1 protein-coding gene is annotated in these 263 nt (G+C 68.8%); it reads right to left on the bottom strand.

The features are described 5' to 3' along the window. On the bottom strand, positions 1–263 hold a 263-nt coding region (locus tag CVH10_RS21505; RefSeq protein ID WP_146143244.1), incomplete at both ends, for a Crp/Fnr family transcriptional regulator.

Here is a 263-nt window from a genome sequence, read left to right as displayed (position 1 = left end):
CAGCCGCCGTCGATCTTGTGCAGCCCCATGCGCTGCAACCGCCGCAGCGTCTTGTTGGTGTGCACCAGCGACAGGCCGAGCGCGTCGGCGATGTGCTGCTGGTTGAACGGGAACGCGACCCAGCCGTCGCGCACCATGCCCAGGCGCTCGGCGCGGCGGTAGAGATGCATGAGCAGCATCGCCACCCGCTCGCCCGCATTGCGCCGGCCGGTGGTGACCAGGTTGTCGTCGATTATCTTCTCGTCGCGGGCGGCGAGCCAGGT

This window comes from Halomonas sp. ND22Bw (genome assembly GCF_003011945.1).
In the GTDB taxonomy this organism is placed as follows: Bacteria; Pseudomonadota; Gammaproteobacteria; order Pseudomonadales; family Halomonadaceae; genus Halomonas; species Halomonas halophila.
The sequence above is the reverse complement of the archived record's forward strand: the minus strand, read 5'-3'. Positions and strand labels throughout refer to the sequence as shown.